Here is a 23,507-nt window from a genome sequence, read left to right as displayed (position 1 = left end):
CTCAGAACGTGCTCATCGGGCGCACGCTGTTGGCCAGGTCGACCAGGGCGTAGCGATGCGCCTGCGTCGGGGCCACCCGGGCCAGGGCCCGCAGTGACGCCTCGACGCCCAGCTGCAGGCCGTGCTCGGTGAACGGGAAGCCCAGGATGTGATTGGTGCTGGCGGAGTTGTCGGCGAGCCAGTCCATCGCGGTGCCGAGCACCAGCGCGCGGATCTGCAGCACCCGCGGCTCGGTGTCCGGCAGCGCCTCGACCCGGCGGGCGGCATCGCGGATCTGCTGTTCGGTGATCTCGCTGGTGGACCGGCCGGACAGCAGGGTGACCGCGCTGGTGAGCCGGGCCGTCGTGAAATGCCGTGACGTCGGCGGGACTTCGTCGAGCGTGCGCACCGCGGCGTCGCGTTCGCCCGCCACCGACTGAGCGCGGGCCAGCCCGAAGCCCGCCGACACGACACCGTTGTCGGTGCCCCACACCGTGCTGTAGAACGTGCGTTCGTCGACGTTGCCCGCCAGCTCCGCGGTGGCGGCCAGCGCGAGCTTGGGTGCCAACTCTCCTGGCAGCGTATCCAGCACCTCGGTGAAATGCTTTGTCGCCGAGTCGTAGTCGGCGGACAGCAGTTCGGCGACCGCCCTGAACCACACCATCCGCCAGCGCCAGCCGACCCGCTCCGCGAGGTCGTCGAGCTTGCGGTCGGCCTTGGCGATGTCACCGAGGTCCAGCAGCGCCCTGACTTCCATCAGCGGCAACTCGATCGACTCGGACAGGTCGATTCCCTCGGAGTCCAGCGCGCCGTGCCGCGCCGCGCGCAGCGAATCCAGCGTCTGCACAGGCTGACTGAGCAGACTGGCCGACAGCACCACCGCACCGACATCGGCGGGATCGACCAGGGGTACCGGCAGCGCCTTGACGATCTCGGGTGCGGTCAGCTTCTCGGTGTGCACCTGACCGTCGACGTAGACATCCGTGTGCGCGACGAGCAGGTCGACCCCGAACGTCGAGCGGGACGGGCTGAACACCGTCGACAGACCCGGCCTGGGCACCCCGCTGTCCTGGGCGACCACCTCGCGCAGCACACCGAGCAGCTGGCCCGACATCTCCTCGGAACTGCTGAACCGGCGGCGTGGATCCGGGTCGATCGCGCGGCGCAACAGCCTGCCGAACGAGTCGTATTCCGTGAGCACCGGATCGTCCTCGGGCAGGCCGTCGACGTAGCGGCCCTTGCGGGTGCGGAGATTCAGCGTCAGGGCCGCCAGCGTGCGGCCCACAGTGTAGATGTCGCTGGCCACCGTCGGTCCGGTCCGGACGATCTCGGGCGCTTGGTATCCGGGGGTGCCGTAGAGATAGCCGAACGAGTTGATCCGCGACACCGCGCCGAGGTCGATCAGCTTGAGCTGCTCCTCGGTGACCATGATGTTCTCGGGTTTGAGGTCGTTGTAGGTCAGCCCGATGGAGTGCAGGTAGGCCAGCGAGGGCAGGATTTCCAGCATGTAGCCGATGGCCTGGGCGACGGGCAGCTTCTTGCCCTTGGCGGGTTTGAGCGACGTCCCGCCGACATACTCCATCACGATGTAGCCGACCGGGTTGCCGTGCCGGTCGGGGTGCTCGACGAAGTTGTAGATCTTCACGATGCCGGGGTGGGTGACCTCGGCCAGGAACTGACGCTCGGCCATCGCGATGGCCTGCGCCTCGGCGTCACCCGAGTGCACCAGACCCTTGAGCACCACCGGCCGCTCGTTGACGTTGTGGTCGAAGGCCAGGTACACCCAGCCCAGTCCGCCGTGCGCGATACAGCCCTTGATCTCGTACTGGTCGGCGACGCGTTCGCCCGTGTTCAGTTGGGGCAGAAACGAATACGGGCTGCCGCAGTGCGGGCACCAGCCTTCCGACGACGCGCGCCCGTCCGCCGACGATCTCCCGACCGGGCGGCCGCAGTTCCAGCAGAACCGCTTCGATTCGGCGACAACGGGATTGGTCATCAGCGCGGTGAGCGGATCCTTGGCGGGCACCCGGGGGATCTCGACGAGTCCGCCCCCGAGGCGGCGGATCGGCGAGAGTGCGCGCGTCACCGTCGTCATGTGCTCGTCGGGCTCGGTGTCGCCCGAATGCACCATCAGGCCCTCGGAGTCGTCGTCGAACTGGGGGCGGAACACCGCCTGGGTCGCCATGGGCCGCAACGTCGACAGCGAGTCGACGGTGAAGTCGGCGGGCTGGGTACCCGGACCGGCGTAATCGTCGTGCTCGGCTTCGGGGTGGTCGGTCCCGGGGTGTTGGGACTCGGGGTGTTCGGACTCGGGGTGTTCGGCGGGCTCCTCGGTGACCGCCTCCCGCGGCGGTGCCTTCTCCTCCGGCGCGGCCATCAGTCCACGTACCTCGCGACCGGAGGTGCGGGTGCGGGCCCAAGCACCGTCAACCACTTGCGGTACAGGGTGTTCCAGGTGCCGTCGCGGCGGACCCGCTCCAACGTGCCGTTGACGAACCGCACCAGCCCGGTGTTCTCCAGGTTGACGCCGATACCGTAGGGCTCCTCGTTGAGGCTGGGCCCCACGATGTGCAGATACGGATCCTGCGACACCAGCCCCGCCAGGATCGAATCGTCCGTGCTGACCGCATCGACCTGCCGCTGCTGCACCGCCACCAGGCAGTCGGCCCATGTCACCACGGCGACGATGAGCGGCGGCGGGTTGATCTCCTGGATCCGATCCAGCGACGTGCTGCCCTTGGCCACGCAGACCCGCCTACCCGACAGATCCGACGGCTGTGTGATCGTTGAATCGCGCGGCGCGAGGATCCGCTGGTTGGCGTTGAGGTACACCGTCGAGAAGCCGACCTTCTCCTTGCGCTCACAGGTGATGCTCATGGTCTTGACGACGATGTCGACCTGATTGTTCTCCAGTGCGGCCATGCGATCGGCCGACGACAGGATCCGGTATTCGACCTGTGACGGAGTGCCGAAGATGTCGCGGGCCACCTCGCCGGCCATGTCGACGTCGAAACCGGTGATGTCGCCGGTGATCGGGTCGCGGAAGGAGAACAGATTGCTGCCGATGTCGAGGCCGACGACGAGCCTGCCCCTGGCGCGAATGTCGGCCACCGCGGCGTCGGCCTCCGAGGAATCGGTGAACGGGCGAAGGCTGGCGGTCCGGTCGCAGTCGTCGTCGGTCGTCGGCACCCGCGCGATCCTCGGCGCGAGCTCCTCCATTCCCGCGGGGGTCGGCGGCGCCAGCGTCACCCCGGGCGTCTGCGTCACCGAGCTCGCCTGGCCGCAGCCCGCCAGCACCGCGGCCGCGGCGAGGATCGCCGCCAGCTTCTTGGCACCCGTGTTCGTCGTCATCACTTGTACTCGTTGAGTCGTGGCCACAGGCCCAGCCCCACCGCGATCGCCGCCCCCACACTGAGCAGCGCCGCGCCCACCGTCGCGCCGGACAGCACCCGCCTGGCGTTGAGGATGTCGCTGCGCAGCTGACTGCGGCTCTCCTCAATGCCTTTGCTCAGCGCCGAATCGAGCTTGTCGAAGGCCGGTGTCGAATCGTCCTGGCCGGTGCCGAGCGCCACCTGCGTGGCCGCCTGATAGTTGCCGACCGCGATGTAGGCGTTGATGCGGTCGTCGGCCGCCCGCCACCGGGTCAGCAACTCATCGGCGTTGAGAAGGCCGCTCTTGTCGATCGAGTTGTCGCGGGCCATGTAGTCGGCGAGCTGCTTCTGCATCATGTCGATGCGCTGGTAATAGGACTGTTTGCGGACGTTTTCGTCACCTCGCCGGATCAGCGCCAGCGTCTCGTCGGCACGCGCCTGCTGGGCGGTGATCGCCAGGTTGGTGACGGTCTTGAGGGAATCGGCTGCGGTTTCCTTCGCGCTGCGGCTGTCCGCGGTCGAGATCGCCAGCGCCGTACCCACCCAAACCACCATAACCAGCACCGCCAGCCCCCCCGCGACGAAGCCGATGTTCACCCGCCGCCGGGTGCGCCGGGCCAGCCAGCGGTTGGCGAACGCACCGAACAGCAGCGTCGCCAGCACAACCAGGATGACCGGCGCGGGTATCTCGGTAGAGGTGGTGGTCTCGGCGTCCACCCGCGCCGAGGTCTGCTCGTAAAGCCGTTGCGCGTTGGGCAGGATCTGGGACTGCATGAGCGACGAGGCTTCCGACAGGTACGACGACCCCACCGGATTGCCCGCGCGATTGTTGGTGCGGGCGGTCTCCACCAGGCCCGTGTACACCGCGAGCTGGGCGTTGATCCGGCCGAGCAACTGGACGAGTTCCTCGTCGGTGAGGCCGCTGGATGCGCGGGTGACCGCCACCGCCGCGTCGGTGATGGCCTGCTCGTAGCGCTGGCGGACGTCGCGGGGTTCGGCCCCGGCGATGAAGGCGGTCGCCGCCGCCGCGTCGGCCACCGACAGGGTGGTGTAGAGCTGGCCCGCCGCAAACGACAGCGGCTCGGTGTGATCGAGCACGGTGGTCAGAGCCCGTTGCCGGTCGTTGATCGTGGTCGACGTGGCAAACGCGCTGGCGGCCACGAGGGCGGCGAGGAGGAACCCGATCGTCAGGATTCGGCCAGGCGTCGTCCACAGAAACCACCAGCGTGGATGCGCTGGTGTGGTCGGCGACCGTGACGCCAACGGCTCGGTCGAGGGGTGCGCCAACTCAACTGTCACGTTGCGCGAACCTCATCTTTTGACTCTGTATTGGGTTCTTCCGGCTATCGTCCCCGACTGCTCCAACTCTATAAAAGAATTCTAAGAGTTACACCCGTGACGCGTGCCGATTCTCCGAACAGCCGCTGCCCGGGCCGGTCGGCGTGAGCCGACCTATCCTGTACGGGTGCGTGGCGACGGCGACGGCTGGGTGATGGCCGACGACGGCGCCCGCTTCTGGGGCAGGCACGGCGCCGCGGGCCTGCTGCTGCGCGCGCCCAGACCGGACGGTTCACCCGCCGTGCTGCTACAGCACCGGGCGCCGTGGAGTCACCAGGGCGGGACGTGGGGGCTGCCCGGCGGCGCCCGCGACAGCCACGAGTCGGCCGAGGAGGCCGCCGTGCGCGAAGCCCATGAGGAAGCCGGATTGGCCGCCGACCGGCTCACGGTGCGCACCACCGTCTTGACGGCCGAGGTGGCCGGGACCGACGGCGCGCGATGGACTTACATCACGGTGATCGCCGACGCGGCGGTGTTGCTGGACACCGTGCCCAACCGGGAGAGCGCGGAGCTGCGCTGGGTCGCCGAACCCGACGTGGCCGCGCTGCCGCTGCATCCGGGGCTGGCCGCGAGCTGGCAACGGCTGCGCGAGGTGGCCTCGGGCATCCCGCTGCTGGTCAACGAGCAGCGCTCAGCGCCGCCTTGAGCCTGCCGGCCGCCGCCCGAGGATCCTCGGCCGCGGTGATGGCACGGACGACCACCACCCGCCGCGCCCCGGCGGCGAGCACGTCGGGCAGCCGCTCCTCGTCGATGCCGCCGATCGCGAACCACGGCTTGTCCCCTGCGCGCTGCGCGGCGAATCCCACCAGATCCAGCCCCGGCGCCCGACGGCCCGGTTTGGTGGGCGTCGGCCAGCACGGGCCCACACAGAAGTAGTCCACCGCCTCGTCGACCGCCGCGCTCACCTGAGCCTCGTCATGGGTGGACCGGCCGATCAGCGGGCGATCGCCGATGATGCCGCGCGCCACCGGCAGCGGCAGGTCGTCCTGGCCCAGATGCAGCACATCGGCGCCGGCGGCCAGCGCGATGTCGGCGCGGTCGTTGACTGCCAGCAGCGCTCCGTGGCGGCGGGCCGCGTCGGCGAGAATCGCCAGCGCCCCGATTTCCTGGAGCGCCTCCAGCGGTCCGAATCGCTGTTCGCCCGGCGAGCCCTTGTCGCGCAGCTGGATGATGTCGACCCCGCCGGCAAGCGCCGCTTCGGCGAAGTCGGCCAGGTCATCGCGTTCCCGGCGGGCGTCGGTGCACAGGTACAGCGACGCCGACGCCAAGCGTGCCAAGGGTTCCGAAAGTGTATGCACACCGTGACGCTAGCCTGCGGCCCGGAGTAGGGTGGAGCCCGATACACGGGAGTCCCGCGAGGGGACTGAGAGTGGGCACGTATCAGACCTGCCCTTACCGTCGCACCTGATCCGGGTCATGCCGGCGAAGGGAGAGGAATGCAATCAGGCGCACTGGCCGTCATCGGTGGCGGCGTCATCGGGCTTGCCGTCGCGCGGCGTGCGGCGCTGGACGGCTGGTCGGTGCGGGTGCACCGCGACCAGCGTCGCGGTGCGTCGTGGGTGGCGGGCGGCATGATCGCGCCGCACAGCGAGGGCTGGCCGGGGGAGGAGCGACTGCTGCGGCTGGGCCTTGCGTCGCTGGCGTTGTGGCGCCAGGAAGGTCCCGGCAGCTTCCTGGACGGCCTGCCCGCGGACGTGGTGACGGCGCACGAGTCGCTGGTGGTCGCCGTGGACCGGGCCGACGCGACCGACCTGCGCACGGTCGGCGAGTGGCTGGCCGCGCAGGGCCATCCGGTGACCCCGACGACCGCCGCGCGTGACATCGAACCGATGCTGGCGCAGGGCATCAGGCACGGCTTCGTGGCGGAGACCGAGCTCGCGGTGGACAACCGCGCCGTGGTGGACGCCCTCGCGGCGCAGTGCGAACGCCTCGGCGTGCAGTGGGCTCCGCCGGTGACCGACCTCGCCTCGGTACGCGCCGATGTCACGGTCATCGCCAACGGAATCGACGCGCCGTCGCTGTGGCCCGGCCTTCCGGTGCGGCCGGTGAAGGGTGAGGTGCTGCGGCTGCGCTGGCGCCGCGGCTGCATGCCGACCCCGCAGCGGGTGGTGCGGGCCCGCGTGCACGGCCGCCAGGTCTACCTGGTGCCGCGGGCCGACGGCGTCGTCGTCGGTGCCACCCAGTACGAACACGGCCGCGACACCGCCCCCGCGGTGACCGGTGTGCGGGAACTCCTCGACGACGCGTGTGCGGTGATGCCCGCGCTCGGCGAGTACGAACTGGCCGAGTGCGCGGCGGGACTGCGCCCGATGACGCCGGACAACCTGCCGATCGTCGGCCGGCTCGACGCGCGGACGCTGGTCGCCACCGGCCACGGCAGGTCCGGTTTCCTGCTTGCGCCATGGACGGCGGAGGCGATCATGGGCGAGCTGAACGGCGCGCCGCTACCCGAGGCGGAACTGGTGGGAACACGATGAAGGTGACGGTCAACGACGCGGCGGTTGAGGTCGAGGAACAGACCACGGTCGCGACGCTGTTGGAGACGCTCGGCTTTCCGGACAAGGGCATCGCCGTCGCGGTGGACTGGGCGGTGCTGCCCCGGTCGGAGTGGCACACCGCGCTGCCCGACGGCGCGCGGGTGGAGGTCGTGACGGCGGTGCAGGGTGGCTGAGCTGAGTTCGAAGCTCACGATCGCGGGCCGTGAGTTCGGCTCGCGGCTGATCATGGGGACCGGCGGGGCGGCCAACCTCGCGGTGCTCGAGGAGGCGCTGATCGCGTCGGGCACCGAGCTGACCACCGTCGCGATGCGCCGCGTCGACGCCGAGGGCGGGACGGGTGTGCTGGACCTGCTCAATCGGCTGGGCATCACGCCGCTGCCCAACACCGCGGGCTGCCGGGGCGCCGGGGAGGCGGTGCTGACCGCGCAGCTGGCGCGCGAGGCGCTGGGCACCGACTGGGTCAAGCTCGAGGTGATCGCCGACGAACGCACCCTGCTGCCCGACGCCGTCGAGTTGGTGAAGGCCGCCGAGCGGCTGGTCGACGACGGTTTCGTGGTGCTGCCCTACACCAACGACGACCCGGTGCTGGCCCGCCGGCTGGAGGACACCGGCTGCGCGGTGGTGATGCCGCTCGGTTCGCCGATCGGCACCGGGCTCGGCATCGCCAACCCGCACAACATCGAGATGATCGTCGAGCAGGCCGGGGTTCCGGTGGTGCTGGACGCAGGCATCGGGACGGCGAGCGATGCCGCGCTGGCCATGGAGCTCGGCTGCGACGCCGTGCTGCTGGCCAGCGCCGTGACCCGCGCCGCCGATCCGCCCGCGATGGCGGCGGCCATGGCGGCGGCGGTCACCGCCGGTCGTCTGGCCAGGGGCGCCGGGCGGATTCCGAAGCGGTTCTGGGCGCAGGCGTCCAGCCCCGCCGTGTCCTGGTGAACGCCGAAAGTACGGTTGTTCGCGCGGTCTCTCGCGAAATCGGTACAACAACCGTACTTTCGCGGGAGTGACGATCGAACTCGTCGGCCTGACCAAAACCTTCGGCCGCACCCGCGCGGTCGAGGACCTGACCTGCTCCGTCGAGCCGGGGGTCGTCACCGGCTTCCTGGGACCCAACGGCGCGGGCAAGACCACCACCATGCGGCTGATCCTCGGTTTGGACCACCCCACTGCGGGCACCGCGACCATCGACGGCAGGCCGTACCGCGAGCTGCGCGACCCGCTGCGCACCGTCGGCGCGCTGCTGGACGCCAGGCAGGCCCACCCGAACCGGTCGGCGCGCAATCATCTGCGCTGGATCGCCGCGACCAACCGGCTGCCTGCCAAGAGGGTGGATGACGTGCTCGACGCCGTCGGCCTGACAGAGGTGGCCGGACGCCAAGCGGGAACCCTGTCGCTGGGGATGAGCCAGCGGCTGGGCATCGCCACGGCGCTGCTGGGCGATCCGCCGGTGCTGCTGTTGGACGAACCGGTTAACGGCCTCGACCCGGAGGGCATCCACTGGGTGCGGACGTTGATGCGCAGGCTCGCGGGGGAGGGACGCACCGTTTTCGTGTCCAGCCACCTGCTGGCGGAAATGGCCAACACCGCCGATCGGCTGGTGGTGATCGGGCGGGGGCGGCTGATCGCTTCGACCACCGTCGCCGAGTTCGTCAGCCGCTCCGGCGGCGATACGGTGTGCGTGCGCAGCCCGCAGCTCGACCTGCTGCGCACGGTGCTCTCCGATGCTGGCGTCGACGTCCGCGACGAACCGGACGCGTCGGGACTGGTGGTGCGTGGCGTGGCCATCGAGGTGGTCGGCGAACTGGCCGCTGGCAATGGCGTCACCTTGCATGAGCTCAGTGCGCAGCGGGCCTCACTGGAGGACGCCTATCTGAAAATGACCGACGAGGTCGTCGACCATCGGGCGCAGCCGTGAGCGCGCCGGTGGCTCTGGCGGTGCTGCGGGCCGAGGGCATCAAGCTGTCGACCACCCGCTGGCCGCTGTGGTCGGCGCTGGGGGTGCTCGTCCTGTCGCTGGGCCTCGCCGCCGTCCAGGGATGGACGTCGTACGGCTCTCGCCCGCTGCCGCCGGCGCGGGCGGCGCTGGGGGTTGCGGTGTTCGGTGTCCCGGTGCTGATGGTCCTCGCGTCCTCGGCGATGACTGGCGAGTACCGCAGCGGATTGATCCGAACCACCTTCACCGCGATGCCGGACCGGACACTGGTCTTGGTCGCCAAAGCCGTTGTTAACGCGGTATTTTCGGCTGGCTGCGCGGCACTGGCGGTGGTGGCCGCGGTGATGGTGGCGGGGCTGGCCGCCGAGCGGCCCGCCGGTTCGGCGCTGTCGTTGACGGGGGCGGGCACGTGGCGGCTGGCCGGGGCGATCGCCCTGTACGCGGCGCTGGCCGCGGTGCTTGGAGTGGCCGTGGGTGCGCTGGTGCGGTTCTCGGCGGGCGCGGTCGCGGTGCTGCTGCTGTGGCCGATGGTGGCCGAACCGCTGCTGGGCAACATGCCCGGCTTCGGCCCGGCGGTCGGGCCGTTTCTGCCGTTCGCGAACATGTTCCGGTTCCTCGACGTGACGTGGCTGTACCCCGCCTACGCCGTGCCGTGGGGGCCGCTGGGTTCGTTGGTCTATTTCGGCGTGTTCGTGGCGTTGATCTTCGGCGCGGCGGCGGTCGTGCTCGACCGTCGGGATGCGTGACGCAGGTGGCCGCGCCTCGGCATCCGTCGGGCCGGACTAACGTGGTTGCCGATGGTGCGTAACAGGTGGGGAGTGCCGGCGGTGCTGGCCATCGTGGTGACGTTGGTGTTGACCGTGGGGGGATGCGCCGGTGGCGCCGAGCCGCAGGCGGTGCCGCCCGCCGGGGACGGTGTGCCCGTCGCGGCCGACTTCGCCGAGCAGCTGCGCAAAAGCGTGACCGTCGACGCGATGATGGCCCACATGGACAAGCTGCAGGAGATCGCCGACGCGCACGGCGGCAACCGGGCGCTCGGCACCCCCGGCTACGACGCCAGCGTCGACTACGTCGCCACCGCGTTGCGCGATAAGGGCTTTGACGTCCAGACCCCCGAGTTCGAGGTGCGGCTGCCCTTCGCCGACGAACCCGACGTCACCGTCGGCGACCGGGCGGTCGCGGCCCACCCGCTCTTGTTCACCATCGGCACGCCGCCGGACGGGGTGTCGGGCCCGCTGGTCGCCGCGCCCGTCGAGGAGTCGCCGGGATGCACGGCGGGCGACTACGACGGACTGCCCGTCGAGGGCGCGGTCGTCCTCGTCGATCGGGGGAGCTGCCCCTTCGCGGCGAAGATGGCCGTGGCCGCCGAACGCGGCGCGGTGGGGATGCTCGTCGCCAACAACGTCGACGAGGACCGGATGGGCGGGACGCTGGGTGAACAGACCAACGTCACGATCCCGGTGGTGAGCGTCACCAAGGAGGAGGGGCAGCGGCTGCGGGGCGAGGCGGGTGAGGTGACCATCAAACTCAACGCCGGGGTGCGCGATGCGAAGACCCGCAACGTCATCGCCCAGACGAAGACCGGTTCGACCGCCGACGTGGTGATGGTCGGTGCGCACCTCGACAGCGTCCCGGAAGGCCCCGGCGTCAACGACAACGGCTCCGGTGTCGCCGCGGTGCTGGAAACCGCTCTGCAACTGGGTAGTTCGCCACAGGTGCGCAACACGGTGCGGTTCGGCTTCTGGGGTGCCGAGGAGACCGGGCTGAGGGGCTCGGCCGACTACGTGCGCTCACTGAACGTCGAGCAGCTCAAGGACATCGCGCTCTACCTCAACTTCGACATGCTCGGTTCGCCCAACCCCGGCTATTTCACCTACGACGGCGATCAATCCGCACCGCCCAACCCGCGCAGCGGTGTCCCGCGCGTTCCCGAAGGTTCCGCGGGGATCGAGCGCACCCTCGTCGCCTATCTCGACGGTGCGGGAAAACCCGCGCAGGACACCAGCTTCGACGGCCGGTCCGACTACGACGGGTTTACCCAGGCGGGTGTGCCCGCAGGCGGGTTGTTCTCTGGTGCCGAGGACGAGATGACCGAGGAGCAGGCTCAGATGTGGGGCGGAACCGCGGGCGCGCCATTCGACCCGAACTACCACAAGCCGACCGACACCGTGGCCCACGTCAATCGCACCGCCATGGAGATCAACGGCGGCGGTGTGCCTTTCGTGGTGGGTCTCTACGCGCAGGACCAGGGTGGCCGCAACGGGGTGCCCATTCGCGACGACCGCACGCGCCATCCGATCAGCAACTCATGAGTGCGCCGAACCGGCGGGCGGCGGCGCTCGCGGTGCTGGGGCTCGCGCTGGCATCCTGCACGGGTTCGCCGCCTGCACCGCCCGCCGATTTCGCCCGCGGCATCGCGGACGCGATCACCACCGACACTCTCGAACCCCACCTGCGGGCCCTGCAGGACATCGCCGACGCGAACGGCGGCACCCGCGCGGAGGGCACCCCGGGCTTCGACGCCAGCGTCGACTATGTCGTGAAGACATTGCGGGACAACGGTTTCGAGGTGCAGATCGCGGACTTCGAGCGGTTGGGCATGACCAGGGGAGGCAATCCGGGGCTCACCGTCGCCGGCCGCAGCTTCCCGGTCGAGCAGGCGTCGCTGCTGCACACCACGGCGCGTGAAGGGCTCAGCGCCATCACATTACGACCGCAGAAGCCAACGGGTTGCCTGCCCGCCGACTACGGTCCGGTGAACGTCCGCGGTGCGATCGCGGTGGTCGACGACGCAGGCTGCTCGGTCGTCGACAAGCACGACGTGGCCGTGTCCAAGGGCGCGGTCGGCTTGCTCGTCGTCAGCGCCCCGGGTCCCGACGGCAGCCCCGAGGCACTGTTCCCCGAGGGCTACTACCGCGGGCTCGATACCCCGGTCGGGGTGATCGGCCCGGAGGCCGACGCCGCGCTGCGACGCACCAACCGTCCGGTCCGGCTGGTCCTCGATCGGCAGGCGGTGCAGGTGAGGTCGCGAAACGTGTTGGCACAGACCAAGACCGGCGATGCCGGCAACGTCGTGATGGCGGGCGCCCACCTGGACAGCATCGCAGGCGGCCCCGGCATCAACGACAACGGCACGGGGGTGGCGGCGCTGCTGGCGGCGGCGAGCGCTCTTGGTGCGGAGCCGAAGGTGACCAACGCGGTCCGGTTCGCGTTCTGGGGTTCGAAGGAGATCGGGGGCGCCGGGTCGACGGCCTACGTACGCGGCCTGGATCGCAACGCGCTCACCGACATCGCCATGTACCTCAACGCCGATATGCTCGGTTCGCCGAATGCCGGCTACTTCACCTACGACGGCGACCAGTCCGGGCAGCCCAGCCCCGAGGTGGCCCTCGACGCCGTGCCCGACGGATCGGCGGGCGTCGAACGGACGCTGGCGGGCTTCCTGAACCTGGCGGGGGTGCGACCCGCGGACATGCCGCTGGCGCGGACACGCGACGACAACCCTTTCCTGCGCGCCGGGGTCCCGATCGGCGGAGTCACCACCGGATCGTCACAGCGTAAGACCGACGTGCAGGCCAGGTTGTGGGGCGGCAAGGCGGGTGTCGCGTTCGATCCGGACTATCACACCCGCCGCGACGACATCGGCAACGTCAACCGCGAGGCGCTCGCGGTGATGGCACGAGCCGTCGGGTTCGCCGTTGCCACGTACTCGCAGTCCACCGCCGGCGTCAACGGCGTCCCGCCCCGGCCGGAGCGGAACCGCACACCGCTTGCGCCGTGACGCTCAGCCGCCCGCGTAGGCCCTGGCGACCCGTGTGACGAATTGGTAGACGCCGTCCTCGTCGGGTGCCAGCGGCCCCGGGCGCGCATGCGGTGAGCTCAGCCCGCGCTGCACCGACTCACAGGCGGCCCAGTCTTGGCGATTGGTCAGATCCCAGAAGTCCACCGCGTACGACGGGTCGAAATCAGGTTTGGCCGCAACGTCTTTCGGGAACGACCAGGCACACTCGACGTGGGTCCGGTCGACGGACAGCGGCGTCATCAGGTGCGTCATGATGTAGTCGGGGTGCAGGCTGATCAACAAGTTGGGATAACCCACCACGTACATGACGGAGCGCAGCTCGTGCTCGGTGAGGCCCTGGATGGCGACCCCGCCGCTCTTACCGTCCAACGACATGGTTTCGGCCTCGTCGATCATCGACATCCAGCCGCCCATCCACGGTCCTGTCACCTGGAGATTCTCCCCGCTCTTGGGCGGGCTGATCCGGGACAGTTCGGGGTGGATGGTCGAGCAGTGATAGCACTCCTGGTAGTTCTCGGCGATGACCTTCCAGTTGCACTCCAGTTCGTAGGAGTGCCGGGCGACGACGGTCAGGTCCTCGGCGTGGTAGTTCTCGACGACGGACTCGAAACCGGCTACGTGCTCGGAGAATTCGACGTCGCCCCCGCTGGGGTCGACGAACAGCCAGCCGTGCCAGTTCACCAGCCTCAGCTCGTCGAGTCCGAACTCGCCGGCATCGAAACCCTCGACGTCACGGAAGCCGGGCGCATTGCGCAGCGTGCCGTCGAGGCGGTACGACCAGGAGTGGTACGGGCAGACGATGCCGCGGCCCTTGGCGGTGGCGCCGCACGCCAGCAGTTCGTGGCCGCGGTGGCGGCAGGTGTTGGCGAAGGCGCGGATGCTGTCCTCGGCACGCACCAGCAGCACGCCGTTGGCCCCGGTGCCGACCGCCTTCTGGGCACCGACGGTCCCAAGATCGCTGGCATGGCCCACGCACGTCCAGCCCGAGAAGATGTTGCGATGTTCCCATTCGAAGACTGCCGGATCGACGTACGCCTCCCGCGGCAGCATACGAGACCGGCCAAAGGGCGCCAGCGCCGCGGCCAGGCCGTCGGCGGGCAGGGGTGCACGATCATTTTTATTGACCATACAGTCAGGATACTGGGCGGGAGCGTGCTGGTCCAGCGCTGAAAACCCCTGCGTATCCACACGACTCCCCCGCCCCCCGCGCCCCCGCCACCGAGCCGATCTTCGCCATGGCGATCCTCGCCGCCGAAATCTGGGCCTGGGTCGTGAACACCGCTGGCGCCCAGCCCTGACGCAGAAATGAAGGGGTGAGGCCGATGGGCGCGACGACGGGTCAGAGCTCGCCGGCGAAGGCTCCGATGCCTCGATCGGCGGTGGTGGCATCGCCGCGGGTCATCCGCCGGAACACCAGAAAGCCGATCGCGATCGCCAGCAGCGCCGCAAGCAACAACAGCGTCGCCAGCGCGTTGAGCGCCGGGGTTGGCGCCGCGCGGGCGGTGTTGTAGATCTTCACCGACACCGGTTCGGTCGAGGCGTCACTGGACAGGTAGCGCACGAGCACGAAGTCGTCGATGACGTCGGCGAACACCAGTACCGTGCTGGCGAAGATCGCGGGCATCAGCATCGGCAGCGTGACCCGGCGCAGCGATCCGAGGGGCGACGCCCCGAGGTCCATCGCGGCTTCCTCGTATTGTCGTCCGATCGTTGCGAGCCTGGCTCGTACCAGCACGGCCGGGTAGGCGATTTGGAAGGTGACCAGCCCGATGACCTGGGCAGTGGTGCCGAGAGTGATCGGCAGGGTCAGCGACGTGACGACGAACAGCAGCGAGACGGCGAGCAGCACCTCGGGGACCACGAACGAGATCAGCATCAGCAGGTTGGCCCCCGCCGGGATCCGGCCCCGCCAGCGGTCGATGCCGATGGCGAACAACACGCCGAGCGGGACGGTGATCAGCGTGGTGATCACGCCCAGCTTCAGGGTCTGTATGAGCGCGGTGTGCAGCGAGGCGTCGTGCCATACCGACCGGGTCGGGTCGCCCCAGTACCACCGGAAGGAGAAGCCCTGCCAATGGGTGCGCGACCGTCCGTCGTTGAAGGAAAACATCACTGCGATGAGCACCGGAAGCAGCGACCAGATCAGATAGCCGAGGGTGACGGCGACCAGGATCCGCGGTGGCCGCCACGGATCGTTCCACCAGGCGATCGGCCCCCGGATGCGGGGCTTTCCACTCGCCGTCCTACCCGTCGCCGTGCCGCTCCTCGCGTCCGCGGTCCTGTTCTTGCTCCTCGCGTCCGCGGTGTTGTTTTCGCTCCTCGCGTCCGCGGTGTTGTTTTCGCTCCTCGCGTCCGCGGGCCTCACACCTTCACCTCGTCCCCGCGCGACACCACCCGGACGTAGTAGAACATCGGCAGCACCGTCACGATCAGCACGAGCATCACGAACGCACCCGCCTGACCGGCCTGACCCGGCGACTGGACGGCGTTGTTGATGAGGTTGCCTACGATCGCCGTCGTCGGCGAGGCCGACAGCAGGTCACCGGTGAAGTAGTCGCCCAGCATGGGCAGGCACGTCAGCAGCACCGCGGCGACGATGGTGGGGCGGCACATCGGCAGCGTCACCCGCCAGAACGAGGCGAAGCGGTTCGCGCCGAGATCCCTTGCGGCCTCGAGGGTGGCCTGGGGAAGCCGGTCCAGCCCGGCGTAGAGCGGCAGGATCATGTACGGCACATAGCCATACGCCAGTCCGAGGATCACCACCACCGGCTGGCCGGTCAACCAATTGACGTTGACCGTGAACAACCCGCCGAGCCGCAGGATCCGGTTGACCAGCCCGTCATCCTGTAAAAGGTTGACCCAGGCCAGCATTCGCATCATGTAGCTGATCCAGAACGGGGCGATCAGCAGCACCAGCAACAGGCCCTTCCACTTTCCCGCAAGGCGGGCAACGTAGTAGGACACCGGGAAGGCGATGAGCAGGCACAGGATGCTGGCGATCACGACGAAGACGAGCGTGCGCAGCAGTGCGGGACCGTACACCCCGTTCGGCCCGACGATGTGGGTCAGGACGTAGTTGAACTGGGCCGGATTCCACTGCAGCGGATTCCACACCGGGATCGGGGTGCGGAAGATCGGGTCGACGTAGCCGAACACGATCGCGAGCACCACGTACAGGGGCGCGACGACGAACAGCAGCAGCCAGACGATGCCCGGCGACGCGAGAGCGGGCCAGAGCAGCCTCGTGCGTACCTTCGGCGGCCGATCGGCTACCGGCGGTGGCGAAACATCCGGAACCGCGGTCAAACTCAGGAGCCTCCTCCGGCTTTGAAGGCGTTCCAGATGTTCTGCCAGGCGGCGTCATTGTTGGCGTCCAGCTCCAGCAGTCGGTATCCGACGTCGAAGTACTCCGGGCGCACGGCCGCGGTCTTGAGGTTCTCGGGGATGAAGCCGTCGGCCACCAGAGTGTCGGGGTTCAGCGAGTTCTGCGGCGGCTGGTAGCCGATCGCGCTGAAGTTCTGCTTGGCGACGTCCGGATCGAGCATGTGGTTGATGAACAGATGGGCCAGCACCGGGTTCTTGCCGCTGCGGATCGACACGATCAGGTCGTTGTCCACCTGGCCCTTGCCGTCGGCCGGGAACCAGTATCGCAGGATGTCGGGCGACACCCCGTCGGGCAGGTATGCCACGGAGTTGACCACGTCGCCCGACCACATCTGCGTCAACCCGATCTGGCCCGCGGGCAGGTCGTTGTACATGGTGATGGTGACCTTCGGCGAGGTGGCCGCCACCAGCTCGTTCAGTGCCGCGCTGACCTTCTGCAGATCGGCGTCCGATGACGTGTTGATGTCGGTGATGCCGAGGCGCAGCAACACCATCGACATGGCGGTGTGCCAGTCGTCGATGATCGCCGTCTTGCCCTTGTACTGCGGATCCCACAGTGCGTCATAGGGATTGGCGCGGGCGCCGATATCTTCGGTGACCTGGTCGGTGCGCCAGCCCAGGCCGGTGGTGTAGACGGTGTATGGCACCGAATAGCGCCACTCCTTGTCGTACCAGGGGTCGGAGAAGAACGGCCAGATGTTGCTGATGTTGGGCACGTAGGTGTGGTTCAGCGGGCGGATGAGCCCGCCGGTGACCAGCCGGCCGATCTGGTCGTAGCTGGGGAAGTAGAGGTCGTATTCGACGCTGCCACCCAGGATTTTGGTGATCGCCTCGGTGGTGTCGTTGAAGGTCGATATCTGCACGGAGGTGTTGTACTTGTCCTGGAAGGACTTGACCGCGTCCGGGCTGAGGTAGTCGGCGTAGGTGTAGACCTGCAGCGTCGCACCCGATTCGGGGGACAGCCCGTCGGCGATCGGCTTGTTGTCGTCGGCGATATCCCAGGTCACGGGGCTGTCCGGCGCCGCGAGTGTGAGCGTCGGGCCAGCCGACGGCGGCGCAGCGTTCGAGCAGGCCTGCAGGAAGGCGCCGAGCGTGGGTGCCGTGATGGCCAGAAGCCCTGCGCGGGTCAGGAATTGGCGTCGGTTCGAGCGCAGGAACGGCCTGCCCGACAAGCCTCGCTCGGGGTCGTTGGGTACGGGCATCTAGACCTCCCAGCTCAAGGCTCTTGTCTCTACTCTTGACTCTCGCATAGACTGAATGCTCAGTCAACCGTTCCGCAACGGAGGTTCAACCGTGTCTTCGTCGGTGGTGCAAAGCCCCGTGACGAGCCCAGAATCCAATCAGGTCGACGAGCTGATCGCTCACGAAGAGAGGGTGTTCCTGCAGCGCCAGCCGCGCAGCACCGAACTCATCGCCGCCGCCGCCGAACACCTGGCGGGCGGTGCCACGTCGAACTGGCAGATCGCCCAGCCCCAGGCGGTGTGGATGAGCCACGGGGATGGCTCGAAGGTGTATGACGTCGACGGCACCGAGTACGTCGACATGCACGGCGGATACGGCGCTTCCATTGCGGGACACGCACATCCGGCGATCGTCGAGGCGGTGAGCCGGCGGGTCCGGCGCGGCACGCACTTCGCCCAGCCCACCGAGGACGCGATCTGGATCGCGGACGAGCTGTCGCGCCGGTTCGACCTGCCGCTGTGGCGGTTCGCCAATTCGGGTACCGAGGCGACGATGGACGCCGTCCACCTCGCGCGCTGCCTGACCGGGCGCGATCTGATCATCAAAGTGGAGGGGTGCTACCACGGCCACCACGACTCGGTGCAGGTGTCGGTGCTGCCGGAGGCCGACGAGATCGGCCCCCGCGACCACCCCATCGGCGTTGCGGGAAATACCGGCATCCCCGCCGCGATCCGCGAACTGGTCGTCGTGGTGCCGTTCAACGATGCGGCCGCGGTGCAGCGGGCGCTGGACGAGCATCGCGGCCGGGTGGCGGCGATGATCCTCGAGCCGGTGATGATGAATGCCGGGATCATCCCGCCCGACGACGGATACCTTGCGGCTGTGCGGGATCTGGTGCAGGCGGCGGGCGCGCTGCTGATCTTCGACGAGGTGAAGACGGGGTTCACCGCCGGCCCCGGCGGTGTCACGGCGCTTTCGGGCGTGGTGCCCGACATCGTGTGCCTGGCCAAGGCGCTGGGCGGCGGTATCGCCGTCGCGGCGATCGGCGGGACACGCGCGGTGATGTCCGCGATTGCCGACGGCCGCTACGAACAGGTGGGGACGTTCAACGGCAACCCGCTCGCGATGGCCGCCACCCGCGCCACGCTCACCGACGTGCTGACGCCCGAGGCCTACACTCATCTCGGCGGGCTCGCCGCCCACCTGCGCGGATCGCTGGAGAACACGATCGCCCGGCACGGCTGTGGCTGGCACGTCGTCAGCGTCGGGGCCAAGGGATGTGTCACCTTCCGTCGCGAGCGGGTCCGTGAGTTCCGTGATTTCCTGGAGATCGACGCCCGACTGGGACATCTGCACTGGCTGATGCAGCACAATGGCGGTGTATTCCTCCCGCCCTGGGGGAAGGTGGAGCAATGGCTGTTGTCGGTTCAGCACGATCGCGACGATGTCGAGCGATTCTCCGCGAACTTCGCCAGGTTCGCGGCGGCGGTCTCCCGCTGATCGGCGGATCACGGTGACCGGCGGCGGAGTGGGCAAGCCGACCGGCGGGCATATCCAGCTGCATCAACTGGCCAAGTCCTATGCCGGGATGCCCGCCGTCACGGGCATCGACCTGGAGATCCCGGCGGGCCAGTTCTACTCCCTGCTCGGCTCGTCCGGCTGCGGCAAGACCACCACGCTGCGCATGATCGCGGGGTTCGAGAAGCCGGACTCGGGACGCATCGAGCTCGACGGGCGCGACGTGGCGGGCGACCCGCCGCACCGGCGTCCGGTCAACACCGTCTTCCAGACCTACGCACTGTTCCCGTTCATGTCCGTGTGGGACAACGTCGCCTTCGGACTGAAGTACCAGAAGACATCCCGTGAGGACACCAAGCGTCGCGTCGGCGAGGCGCTGGACCTGGTGCGCATGAGCGACTTCGCCAAACGCAAACCCGGCCAGCTGTCCGGCGGCCAGCAGCAGCGCGTCGCGCTGGCCCGGGCCCTGGTGCTGCGGCCGCGGGTACTGCTGCTCGACGAGCCGCTCGGCGCGCTGGACGCCAAACTGCGCAAACAGCTGCAGCTCGAACTGCGGTCGGTGCAGCGCGAGGTCGGCATCACGTTCGTCTACGTGACGCACGACCAGGAGGAGGCGCTCACCATGAGCGACCGGATCGCCGTGCTCGCCGAGGGGCGGGTAGAGCAGGTGGGCGCGCCGGAGGAGATCTACTCCGCACCCGCCACCACGTTCGTCGCCGGATTCCTCGGTGCGGCCAACATTTTCGACGCCAACGTGCTGGAGGTCGGCGACGGGTCGGCGATCTGCTCCGCGATCGACACCCGGCTGGGCGCCGCCGTCGACAAGTCCGCAACCCCCGGTGACGCCGCGATCGTCATCCGTCCCGAACGCATCTCGCTGCACGGCGCCGACGAGCCAATCGGCCCGGGGCGCAACGTGATTGCCGGGATGGTCGCCCACGTGGTCTATCTCGGGTCCTGCACCCAGGTGCACGTCGACGTCGGCGCACCGACCGCCCTTGTGGTCGAGGTGCCCAACCACGCGGGTCCGCGTTCGGTGTCGCACGAGCCAGGGTCCGCGGTGAACTGCGTCTGCTCCTACGACGCCGTCAGGGTGCTGCACCGCAGCCCTGCCGCGCCGATCACCGATCCTGCGGCAGAGCAGGTCGGGGCGCTCAGCGCCTCCTAGCCCGTCCGCCGGCCTTCCTGCCCGCGGCTGCCGCGGGCGCGAGATTGAGTTCGCGCTCGGCGAACCGCATTGCGATGTCGTAGGCCACATCGGCGTCGACCTCGGGATCATCGAGCGCCACCTGTATCGACAACCCGTCCAGCAGCGCGGAGAACTCCAGCGCGAACATCCGCGCGTCGATGTCGTCGGTGTGCAACTCCGACGATTCCATGCCCGACTTCACCGCATCGACGATCATCTTGCGCCAGCGGGCATCCAGCTCGACGCGGCCGGCCTTGACCTCGCTGTGCCGGAACGCCTGGGCCCACAGGTCGAACCACAGCCCCCACGCCCCCGGTATGTCGTACTCCCCGTCACCGTCGGGCACGCACGTCCACTTGATGAGCAGCGAGAGACGTTCGCGCAGTGACGGAACCTCGGCCAGCATCTTCTCCGCCGCTTCGTAGAACGACTCCTCCGAGTAGCGAAGCGCGTCGACGAGCAGCCGGTCGCGGGTGCCGAAGTAGTAGATCACCAGCGCCGAACTGACACCGGCCCGCTTGGCGACATCTGCGATGCGGGTCTCGCCGAAGCCCAGTTCGCAGATCAGCTCCGCTGCGGCGCGTAGCATTTCGATGCGGCGGCCCTCGTTGTTCTCGGTCGCGGGCGCTGGTTCGGCCATGACGTCCTCGTCCCCCCTCGTACGCGTTGCTGCCACTTGTCTGTAGCGTAGCACTTGGTTAGATTGAACAGTCAGTCAAGGCGTGCGATCAGGTGCGGACGAAAGGTCTTCTGATGTCGAATACGTACGACGCCGTCATCGTCGGGGGTGGCCACAACGGTCTGGTCGCCGCCGCGTATCTCGCCCGGTCCGGCGCCAAGACGCTGGTGCTGGAGGCCCGCGGCTCCCTCGGCGGCGCGGCCACCACCGAAGCGCCATGGTCCGACGCGCCGCATCTGCGCGTCACCCGGCTGTCATACGTGATGAGCCTGATGCCGCCGACCATCGTGCGGGACCTGAACCTGGAGCGACACGGCTACCGGGTGCACCCGATGGGCCCCTACTACCAGGCGTTTCCCGAAGGCGGTTCGCTGACCATCCACGAGGACGACCCGGCACGCACGCACGAACAGCTGGCCAACTTCTCGAAGCGGGACGCCGACGCGTGGCCGAAGTGGAACGAATGGCTGGAAGGCATCGCCGACGTGATGGGCCCGCTGCTCACCCAGGTGCCCCCCAACATCGGGTCCAAACGTCCCTCGGATCTGCTCGACCTCGCGAAGCTGGCGTGGACGCAACGCGGGATCACGCCGCGCATCACCGCGGATATCACGCGACTGCTCACGATGAGCATCGCCGACCTGCTCGACGACTGGTTCGAATCACCGCAGATAAAGGGCGCACTGGCGGTCAACGGCGTCATCGGAACCTGGGCGGGGCCGTACGAGCCGGGCACGGCGTACGTCATGGCGCACCATTCCATCGGCGACGTGGGCGACGGCCAGTTGGGCAGTTGGGGATTCCCGGAGGGCGGCATGGGCGGCGTGTCCGCGGCGATCGCCCGCTCCGCACGCAGCTTCGGGGCCGAGATTCGCACCAGTGCACGGGTTTCCCGGCTCACTGTGCGGGACGGCCGGGTGTCCGGCGTGGTGCTGGACAACGGTGACGAGATCCACGCACCCCTGGTGGTGACGACGCTGCACCCCAGGACGGCCTTCCTCGACCACATCGCGCGCACCGAGCTGCCCGACGACTTCGTCAACGACATCGAACACTGGAAGAGCCGCAGCGGCGTGGTGAAGATCAACCTCGCTCTGGCCGAGTTGCCGAACTTCACCGCCGATCCCAGCTCCGGTCAGGCCGAGCATCACACGGGTTCGGTGGAGATGGCGCCGACCATGGACTTCATCGAGGCCGCGTTCCAGGACGCGCGCGCCGGCCGTCCCGCGCTGATGCCGTTCAGCGACGGCGTCATCCCCACCACCCTGGACAAGACGCTGAATCCCGATGGCACGCACATCATGTCGCTGTTCACCCAGTGGGTGCCGTCGGACTGGAGCCAGGCGCCGCACACCGAGGAACTCGACGCCTACGCCGACCGGCTCATCGATCTCTACGACCAGGTGGCCCCCGGCTTCAAGTCCTCGATCACGCACCGCGACATCGTCGGACCGCACGAGATGGAGCAGGAGTACGGCCTCATCGGCGGCAACATCTTCCACGGCGAGCTCTCGCTGGAGCAGCTGTTTCACATGCGGCCCGCACCCGGCTACGCCGATTACCGCACCCCGGTCGCCGGGCTGTACAACGGCAGCTCGGCGACACACGCCGGCGGCGGCGTATGCGGCATCCCGGGCTGGCAGGCCGCACGGGCGGCGCTGGCCGACCAGAAGCGTGGCCGCAACCGGGTGCTGGCGGCGCTGAGCCGCCGGACCTAGCCGGGTCACCGATGGACCCGACGGATCGGGCACGTCGCGGCGCGGTCGCCGCCATGCTCGGCGCCCGCTCCGTGGCGCTGGTGGGTGCCAGTGCGCGACCGGGCAGCCTCGGTGAGCGGATGATCATCGAGGCCCAACGGGGTTCTGCGCGTGTGCATCTGGTCAACCCGCGCTATGAGTGCATCGGCGACATGCGTTGCGTGCCTTCGCTGGCCGACCTCGACGAGCCCGTGGACCTCGCGTTGATGGGGGTACCCGACGCCGCGCTGATCGAGCAGCTGGAGGCGGTGGCAACCGCGGGCATCCCGGCCGCGGTGCTGTTCGGATCGGCACACGGGCTCCGCGAGAAGGTCGCCGCGATCGCCGCGGACGCCGGTATGGCGATCTGCGGGGCAGGCTGCATGGGGTTCGTCAACAACGCTCTCGGAGTGCGCGCGTTGGGCTACCTGGAGCCGGATCCGCTGCCGGACGGCCCAGTCAGCCTGGTCACCCACTCCGGGTCGGCCTTCTCGACGATGCTGCGCTCGCGGCGGGGATTCGGCTTTCGCCTCGCGGTGTCCTCGGGTCAGGAACTCGTCACCACCACCGCCGACTACGTCGAATACGCGCTGGACGATCCGGGCACCCGGGTCATCGCGCTGCTGATGGAGAGCGCCCGGCAGGTGTACCGGCTGCGCCGCGCGCTGGTGCGCGCCGCCGAGCAGGACGTCGCGATCGTCCTCCTGCCGGTCGGTGGCTCGCCGCGCGGACGGGCGATGGTGGCCGCGCATTCGGGCGCGCTCGCCGGTGAGGTGGCGGCCTGGGCGGCGTTGTGCGACGTGACCGGCGCCGTGCACGTGCGCGATCTCGCCGAGTTCGCCGACACGCTCGAGCTGTTCGCGGCGGGGCGCCTCCGGCGGGCGGGTGCGACGGGCAT

21 protein-coding genes and 1 riboswitch are annotated in these 23,507 nt (G+C 69.0%); of the genes, 12 read left to right on the top strand and 9 right to left on the bottom strand.

All coding sequences use genetic code 11. The annotated features are described in order from the left end of the window. Nucleotide 1: 1 nt before the first annotated feature. The 3 genes from ADBZ6K_RS21405 to glnX are packed head-to-tail and all read right to left on the bottom strand — an operon-like array spanning nt 2 to nt 4,649. A complete protein-coding gene (locus ADBZ6K_RS21405) occupies nt 2-2,356 on the bottom strand; it encodes a serine/threonine-protein kinase (RefSeq protein WP_526350431.1) in 2,355 nt (784 codons plus the stop codon). Further along, nucleotides 2,356-3,330 carry a glutamate ABC transporter substrate-binding protein gene (locus ADBZ6K_RS21400; RefSeq protein WP_526350429.1) on the bottom strand — a complete coding sequence of 325 codons (975 nt, stop codon included), beginning with the start codon at nt 3,328-3,330 and terminating at the stop codon, nt 2,356-2,358. The genes ADBZ6K_RS21405 and ADBZ6K_RS21400 overlap by 1 nt, the downstream gene beginning before the upstream one ends. Further along, nucleotides 3,330-4,649 (bottom strand): protein kinase G-activating protein GlnX, encoded by a 1,320-nt coding sequence (glnX, locus tag ADBZ6K_RS21395; protein ID WP_526350427.1) that lies wholly within the window; start codon nt 4,647-4,649, stop codon nt 3,330-3,332. The genes ADBZ6K_RS21400 and glnX overlap by 1 nt, the downstream gene beginning before the upstream one ends. Nucleotides 4,650-4,815: 166 nt before the next feature. On the opposite strand from glnX, the gene ADBZ6K_RS21390 reads away from it, so the two are divergent. After that, a complete protein-coding gene (locus tag ADBZ6K_RS21390) occupies nt 4,816-5,334 on the top strand; it encodes an NUDIX hydrolase (RefSeq protein WP_526350425.1) in 519 nt (172 codons plus the stop codon). Here the strand turns inward: ADBZ6K_RS21390 and thiE are convergent. Next, nucleotides 5,306-5,965: a thiamine phosphate synthase gene (thiE, locus tag ADBZ6K_RS21385; RefSeq protein ID WP_526350527.1), complete on the bottom strand. Its 660-nt coding sequence runs from the start codon at nt 5,963-5,965 to the stop codon at nt 5,306-5,308. The two genes, ADBZ6K_RS21390 and thiE, sit on opposite strands and share 29 nt — an antisense overlap. 56 nt (nt 5,966-6,021) lie before the next feature. Continuing rightward, nucleotides 6,022-6,136: riboswitch (TPP riboswitch) on the top strand. On the opposite strand from thiE, the gene thiO reads away from it, so the two are divergent. The 7 genes from thiO (at nt 6,125) to ADBZ6K_RS21350 (ending at nt 12,900) form a co-directional block, all read left to right on the top strand. Next, nucleotides 6,125-7,165 (top strand): glycine oxidase ThiO, encoded by a 1,041-nt coding sequence (gene thiO / locus ADBZ6K_RS21380; protein WP_526350423.1) that lies wholly within the window; start codon nt 6,125-6,127, stop codon nt 7,163-7,165. (Overlaps the previous riboswitch by 12 nt.) Next, the gene (gene thiS / locus ADBZ6K_RS21375; RefSeq protein WP_526350421.1) at nt 7,162-7,359 is read left to right on the top strand and encodes a sulfur carrier protein ThiS; all 198 of its coding nucleotides are present in this window, start codon (nt 7,162-7,164) and stop codon (nt 7,357-7,359) included. The genes thiO and thiS overlap by 4 nt, the downstream gene beginning before the upstream one ends. A gap of 1 nt (nt 7,360) precedes the next feature. Continuing rightward, nucleotides 7,361-8,122 carry a thiazole synthase gene (locus ADBZ6K_RS21370; RefSeq protein ID WP_526350525.1) on the top strand — a complete coding sequence of 254 codons (762 nt, stop codon included), beginning with the start codon at nt 7,361-7,363 and terminating at the stop codon, nt 8,120-8,122. Between the two features lie 67 nt (nt 8,123-8,189). After that, nucleotides 8,190-9,101, top strand: coding sequence for an ATP-binding cassette domain-containing protein (locus ADBZ6K_RS21365; protein ID WP_526350419.1), 912 nt, complete (start codon nt 8,190-8,192; stop codon nt 9,099-9,101). Beyond that, nucleotides 9,098-9,865 carry an ABC transporter permease gene (locus tag ADBZ6K_RS21360; RefSeq protein ID WP_526350417.1) on the top strand — a complete coding sequence of 256 codons (768 nt, stop codon included), beginning with the start codon at nt 9,098-9,100 and terminating at the stop codon, nt 9,863-9,865. Before ADBZ6K_RS21365 ends, ADBZ6K_RS21360 begins: the two co-directional genes overlap by 4 nt. 51 nt (nt 9,866-9,916) lie before the next feature. Further along, nucleotides 9,917-11,431, top strand: a complete 1,515-nt coding sequence (locus ADBZ6K_RS21355) for a M28 family metallopeptidase (RefSeq protein ID WP_526350415.1) — start codon at nt 9,917-9,919, stop codon at nt 11,429-11,431. Beyond that, nucleotides 11,428-12,900 (top strand): M28 family peptidase, encoded by a 1,473-nt coding sequence (locus ADBZ6K_RS21350; RefSeq protein WP_526350413.1) that lies wholly within the window; start codon nt 11,428-11,430, stop codon nt 12,898-12,900. The genes ADBZ6K_RS21355 and ADBZ6K_RS21350 overlap by 4 nt, the downstream gene beginning before the upstream one ends. 3 nt (nt 12,901-12,903) lie before the next feature. Here ADBZ6K_RS21350 and ADBZ6K_RS21345 read toward each other — a convergent pair whose 3' ends face one another. The 4 genes from ADBZ6K_RS21345 to ADBZ6K_RS21330 all read right to left on the bottom strand — a co-directional run bounded on the left by ADBZ6K_RS21345 (nt 12,904) and on the right by ADBZ6K_RS21330 (nt 17,507). Next, nucleotides 12,904-14,049: an aromatic ring-hydroxylating oxygenase subunit alpha gene (locus ADBZ6K_RS21345; protein WP_526350411.1), complete on the bottom strand. Its 1,146-nt coding sequence runs from the start codon at nt 14,047-14,049 to the stop codon at nt 12,904-12,906. A 211-nt stretch (nt 14,050-14,260) separates the two neighbouring features. Continuing rightward, nucleotides 14,261-15,286 carry an ABC transporter permease gene (locus ADBZ6K_RS21340; protein WP_526350409.1) on the bottom strand — a complete coding sequence of 342 codons (1,026 nt, stop codon included), beginning with the start codon at nt 15,284-15,286 and terminating at the stop codon, nt 14,261-14,263. Next, on the bottom strand, nt 15,283-16,227 hold the full coding sequence (locus ADBZ6K_RS21335) for an ABC transporter permease (RefSeq protein ID WP_526350407.1): 945 nt from the start codon (nt 16,225-16,227) through the stop codon (nt 15,283-15,285). Before ADBZ6K_RS21335 ends, ADBZ6K_RS21340 begins: the two co-directional genes overlap by 4 nt. 2 nt (nt 16,228-16,229) lie before the next feature. After that, on the bottom strand, nt 16,230-17,507 hold the full coding sequence (locus ADBZ6K_RS21330; RefSeq protein WP_526350405.1) for a polyamine ABC transporter substrate-binding protein: 1,278 nt from the start codon (nt 17,505-17,507) through the stop codon (nt 16,230-16,232). A 118-nt stretch (nt 17,508-17,625) separates the two neighbouring features. Between ADBZ6K_RS21330 and ADBZ6K_RS21325 the strand changes: the two genes are divergently transcribed. Both ADBZ6K_RS21325 and ADBZ6K_RS21320 read left to right on the top strand, forming a co-directional pair. Continuing rightward, nucleotides 17,626-18,987, top strand: coding sequence for an aspartate aminotransferase family protein (locus tag ADBZ6K_RS21325; protein ID WP_526350403.1), 1,362 nt, complete (start codon nt 17,626-17,628; stop codon nt 18,985-18,987). An 88-nt stretch (nt 18,988-19,075) separates the two neighbouring features. Next, a complete protein-coding gene (locus ADBZ6K_RS21320) occupies nt 19,076-20,173 on the top strand; it encodes an ABC transporter ATP-binding protein (RefSeq protein WP_526350523.1) in 1,098 nt (365 codons plus the stop codon). On the opposite strand, the gene ADBZ6K_RS21315 is transcribed toward ADBZ6K_RS21320, so the two are convergent. After that, complete coding sequence (locus ADBZ6K_RS21315; RefSeq protein WP_526350401.1) at nt 20,160-20,834, bottom strand: TetR/AcrR family transcriptional regulator; 675 nt, start codon at nt 20,832-20,834, stop codon at nt 20,160-20,162. The two genes, ADBZ6K_RS21320 and ADBZ6K_RS21315, sit on opposite strands and share 14 nt — an antisense overlap. Before the next feature lie 113 nt (nt 20,835-20,947). Here ADBZ6K_RS21315 and ADBZ6K_RS21310 point away from each other — a divergent pair, with 113 nt between their 5' ends. Together ADBZ6K_RS21310 and ADBZ6K_RS21305 are read left to right on the top strand one after the other, a co-directional pair. Continuing rightward, nucleotides 20,948-22,591, top strand: a complete 1,644-nt coding sequence (locus ADBZ6K_RS21310; RefSeq protein WP_526350399.1) for a phytoene desaturase family protein — start codon at nt 20,948-20,950, stop codon at nt 22,589-22,591. A gap of 11 nt (nt 22,592-22,602) precedes the next feature. Then, nucleotides 22,603-23,507: CoA-binding protein (locus tag ADBZ6K_RS21305; RefSeq protein ID WP_526350397.1), on the top strand; the 905-nt coding region annotated here is incomplete at its 3' end.

It is taken from the genome of Mycobacterium sp., from assembly GCF_044223235.1.
Classification (GTDB): Bacteria; Actinomycetota; Actinomycetes; order Mycobacteriales; family Mycobacteriaceae; genus Mycobacterium.
This window is presented reverse-complemented; position numbering and strand designations above follow the sequence as displayed.

Bases quoted from the DNA above. Each gene is read 5' to 3' on its own strand.
- ADBZ6K_RS21405 (WP_526350431.1), bottom strand. From the start codon at position 2,356: ATGGCCGCGCCGGAGGAGAAGGCACCGCCGCGGGAGGCGGTCACCGAG.
- ADBZ6K_RS21400 (WP_526350429.1), bottom strand. From the start codon at position 3,330: ATGACGACGAACACGGGTGCCAAGAAGCTGGCGGCGATCCTCGCCGCG.
- thiO (WP_526350423.1), top strand. From the start codon at position 6,125: ATGCAATCAGGCGCACTGGCCGTCATCGGTGGCGGCGTCATCGGGCTT.
- thiS (WP_526350421.1), top strand. From the start codon at position 7,162: ATGAAGGTGACGGTCAACGACGCGGCGGTTGAGGTCGAGGAACAGACC.
- ADBZ6K_RS21355 (WP_526350415.1), top strand. From the start codon at position 9,917: ATGGTGCGTAACAGGTGGGGAGTGCCGGCGGTGCTGGCCATCGTGGTG.
- ADBZ6K_RS21350 (WP_526350413.1), top strand. From the start codon at position 11,428: ATGAGTGCGCCGAACCGGCGGGCGGCGGCGCTCGCGGTGCTGGGGCTC.
- ADBZ6K_RS21345 (WP_526350411.1), bottom strand. From the start codon at position 14,049: ATGGTCAATAAAAATGATCGTGCACCCCTGCCCGCCGACGGCCTGGCC.
- ADBZ6K_RS21330 (WP_526350405.1), bottom strand. From the start codon at position 17,507: ATGCCCGTACCCAACGACCCCGAGCGAGGCTTGTCGGGCAGGCCGTTC.
- ADBZ6K_RS21320 (WP_526350523.1), top strand. From the start codon at position 19,076: ATGCCCGCCGTCACGGGCATCGACCTGGAGATCCCGGCGGGCCAGTTC.
- ADBZ6K_RS21315 (WP_526350401.1), bottom strand. From the start codon at position 20,834: ATGGCCGAACCAGCGCCCGCGACCGAGAACAACGAGGGCCGCCGCATC.
- ADBZ6K_RS21310 (WP_526350399.1), top strand. From the start codon at position 20,948: ATGTCGAATACGTACGACGCCGTCATCGTCGGGGGTGGCCACAACGGT.